The 3,465-nt window shown below is 32.8% G+C and carries 3 protein-coding genes; 1 reads left to right on the plus strand and 2 read right to left on the minus strand.

Translation table 11 applies throughout. The annotated features are described in order from the left end of the window. Window positions 1–467 precede the first annotated feature (467 nt). Together A3M9_RS0112255 and ypeB are read right to left on the minus strand one after the other, a co-directional pair. Entirely contained in the window at window positions 468–653 is a 186-nt protein-coding gene (locus A3M9_RS0112255; protein ID WP_027309432.1) for a small, acid-soluble spore protein, alpha/beta type, read from the minus strand. Between the two features lie 56 nt (window positions 654–709). Next, window positions 710–2,065, minus strand: a complete 1,356-nt coding sequence (gene ypeB / locus A3M9_RS0112260; protein WP_027309433.1) for a germination protein YpeB — start codon at window positions 2,063–2,065, stop codon at window positions 710–712. A gap of 143 nt (window positions 2,066–2,208) precedes the next feature. Between ypeB and A3M9_RS0112265 the strand changes: the two genes are divergently transcribed. Continuing rightward, entirely contained in the window at window positions 2,209–3,324 is a 1,116-nt protein-coding gene (locus tag A3M9_RS0112265) for a glycosyltransferase (RefSeq protein ID WP_027309434.1), read from the plus strand. The last annotated feature ends 141 nt before the right edge of the window (window positions 3,325–3,465 follow it).

Here is a 3,465-nt window from a genome sequence, read left to right on the forward strand (position 1 = left end):
GACTTGTAGGTGCTAAAATACATATTATTTTAGCAAACACTGCGTGTAATATAGTAAGGATGGTCAACTTAATTATGCAGCAAAAGGCCACCCTTAGCTTTGCTACGCCCTAAAATGAGGAAATAATAAAAATAGGGCTCAAAAACAAAGCCCTATATAGATTGAATTAACAAATATTAATATATTTTTAATGCTACGCATTTTACATTAATAACTTTTTATGCATTTTATTAAATTAAGTTGAATATTTATAAAAAACGTCATTAAAAGCCACTATTTTTTCGGAGCTCTTCGAAATCTCTGAATATTATATTTTCTTATGTAAATTTGCCCCGTAAAGGATTTCTTTTGGCATTTTTAATCACTTTTTAATTTGTGATAAATGCCTTTGAAATCCTTCTACGGGGCTCTTTTTATACACTTTAGCATCTCTTGATGTCAAATTTGCAAATTATCTTCTGCGTTTATTAGCTGTGATTGTGGTTTTGTTCATACATCTTCTCTGCATATTTTATTGCTGCTGCTACAAGGTTTCCACACTCTCTTGATGGAACATCGCCCCAGCCTTTTTCCTTAACAATGTCATAAACCCCAAGCTCTTTTGCAAGCTCATACTTTAGTTCGTCAGACATAATACTTCTATGTCTTGACATACTAAATCCCCCCTTTGATATTAATTTTCCCCCAAAACATTTTTATATGTTATAAACTATATGGTAAGCTCACCATTAGGTGTATCTATTAACTTCAGTATCCTCTCTTCTGTTCCATCCTGAGCATTTATGTATATGAAGAACTTTTCTCCTTTATATTCTCCAAAGAATTCATAACATAAAACTTCCTTTAAAGATTCCATTGGTATTATTGTCAATCTTATGTTTTTTATGTTTAAATTTTTACTAACATTCGCCTTTGCCTCCTGTGGTGTAATCCTTGCAGTAGGTATCCTTCTTTCGGTATGGGCTACTAAAAAGTGCTGTGCCTCTATACCAATTATTTCTCCATTGTCTAATGCAATCTTTAGCTTGATTTGGTCCGGATAAACAACAACCTTATCCTGAACATAAACATAATTTATTAGAGCAATATTATCATATTTTAATGTGTAAGTTGGAAGCATATCTCTATAGCCTATATTTTCAAGATATTTCATTCCTCTTTCAATTGCCTGCTTCATATTAAGCTTTGAACCTTTTATTTCTCTTGTATTTAGAAGATATACAATTTTGCCTCCGTTTTGACTTACATCAACATCAACTGTTGCATCCTTATTGCCCTTCATAGTAACCTTAAAGGGATAAACTGGTATTTTGCCTCCCTGTTTACTGCTATATGTATCTATAGATTGAACCTTATCATTTCCAAGTATATCCTTAACTATCCTCTTTGCTTCTTCTATGCTTATCTTCGGCTGTTCTAATATCTTTGGCTTTATATTGAGTACATTTTCTGAAAATGGGCCATCGTAAATTAAAGTTGGGTATTGTTGAAGCTCCTTGGATATATTTTCAAATTTTACATCCACTGGATTTTGCAAATTCTGCGAAAATAATACTTTTCCCTTAAGCTTGATTTCAGTCCAGTCTAATTTACCCTCCGAAACCTCCTGCTGCAGTTCGTGCAGTTTAACATTTAGATAACCTGCATAATCATTAAGCTTTTCTAATGTTTTAAGCTCAGATTCACTTAATCCCTGCCCACTACTGCTTCTTTTAAGGAGTGTATAGGAAAAGTCCCCAACTTGGGCTAAAAATTTTGATGTTTGGGACAGGGCTTCGTGGGAAATTGGAAGACTGTTTAATCTATCCTGTGCTGCACCCGCCTGCCTCCAAATCTCACTAAAAATAATTATCCCTTGTTTTTCTGACATAGTAACTGGAACCTTAGATAAACTTGCCTGTAGAGATTCAACATTTGAGACTATTTCATATAAGTCCTTTTGGTATTGATTCCCAAGAAATATTCTATAATCTCTCCTATCAAGATACATTAGAACTCCAAATGTTGTGGTAAAAACAATTATTATAGAAACAACTATTGCAAGAAAAGACCTTTTATTAAACATATTACCACCCTTTACACAAAAATTTCTAAATTTATTTTTTGTATTTATCTTGTAATTATACATTTAATTTGTTGTTAACATTATGTTAATAAAAGGATTTTTTAAGATTTATTGCTTATAATATAATTAAGTGAGGTGAAGTTATGAAGATATTGTGCTTGACAGTATCGGCAGGAAGTGGACACATAAAGGCTGCAGAGGCAATAGGAAAATACTTTAAAACACATTATAATGATGTCCAATTTGAAATGGTAGATACACTAAAATATATAAATCCTATAATTGATAAGATAATAGTAGGTGGGTATTTAAAAAGTTTAAAGAAGACACCTGCACTCTACGGAAAGCTTTATAAATATGCCGATTCAGAGGATACCCTATCTAACTTATCAAGTATAATAAATGAAATACTTTCTATTAAAATAAAGGGACTAATTGAAGAATATGAACCTCAAGCAATAGTCTGTACACACCCATTCCCACTTGAAATGGTATCTAAACTTAAAAGGAAAAATAAAATCGAATGTCCCTGTATTGCAATATTAACAGACTATGCACCACATTCCTTTTGGCTATACAGCCATATAGATGCCTATGTTATACCTAATGAGGACTTCATTCAGGATTTAGTTGAAAAGGGAATTGAAAAGGAGACAATTTATCCACTTGGAATTCCTGTTTCTGAGGAATTTCTTCAAAGGATAGATAAAAGAGAAGCAAGAAAAGAATTAGAGTTAGATGATAAATTTACTGTCCTTTTAATGGGTGGTGGTCTTGGAATTGGTAATATAAAAGATATGTTTGAGAAACTTGCCTTCTCAAAGCTTGATATACAAATAATTGCCTGTGCTGGACAAAATATAAAACTTAGAAATCAACTAAATGAAATAGCATCAAGAACAAACAAAAGGACAATTGTTTTTGACTATACTGATAATATTAACCTTCTTATGTCTGCATCAGACCTATTAATATCAAAACCCGGTGGGCTTACCATTACAGAAGCGTTAATCAAAGAAATTCCTATTGTCATTAATTCTGCAATCCCAGGTCAAGAGGAAAAGAATGCTGACTATCTATTAAATAATGGCATTGCCGCAAGAATACACTCAGACGACAGCGTTGTAAGCATTCTTATGCAGCTTTTAAATAGCAAAGTTAGGCTACAACATATGAAAGAATGCTGCAGAGAAAAAGCAAAGCCAAATGCAACAAGGGATATATGCAATCTTATACTCCAAAAAATTGAGAACCAATAAAGGGGCTGCAAAACAGCCCTTAGGCAGTTGAAAAAGTTATATATTAATTAGCCCCATGAAGGATTTCTTAGGCATTCGTTCATTTCGCTAATCAATTCTAAGCTTTTCTTTGTTTGAAAAAGTCCTACCCTCGCGATGCCA

The sequence above is a fragment of the Caloramator sp. ALD01 genome, from assembly GCF_000472625.1.
Taxonomy (GTDB): domain Bacteria; phylum Bacillota; class Clostridia; order Clostridiales; family Caloramatoraceae; genus Thermobrachium; species Thermobrachium proteoclasticum.

Excerpts from the sequence above, each read along its gene's own strand:
- A3M9_RS0112255 (WP_027309432.1), bottom strand. The coding sequence starts at position 653 with ATGTCAAGACATAGAAGTATTATGTCTGACGAACTAAAGTATGAGCTT.
- A3M9_RS0112265 (WP_027309434.1), top strand. The coding sequence starts at position 2,209 with ATGAAGATATTGTGCTTGACAGTATCGGCAGGAAGTGGACACATAAAG.
- ypeB (WP_027309433.1), bottom strand. The coding sequence starts at position 2,065 with ATGTTTAATAAAAGGTCTTTTCTTGCAATAGTTGTTTCTATAATAATT.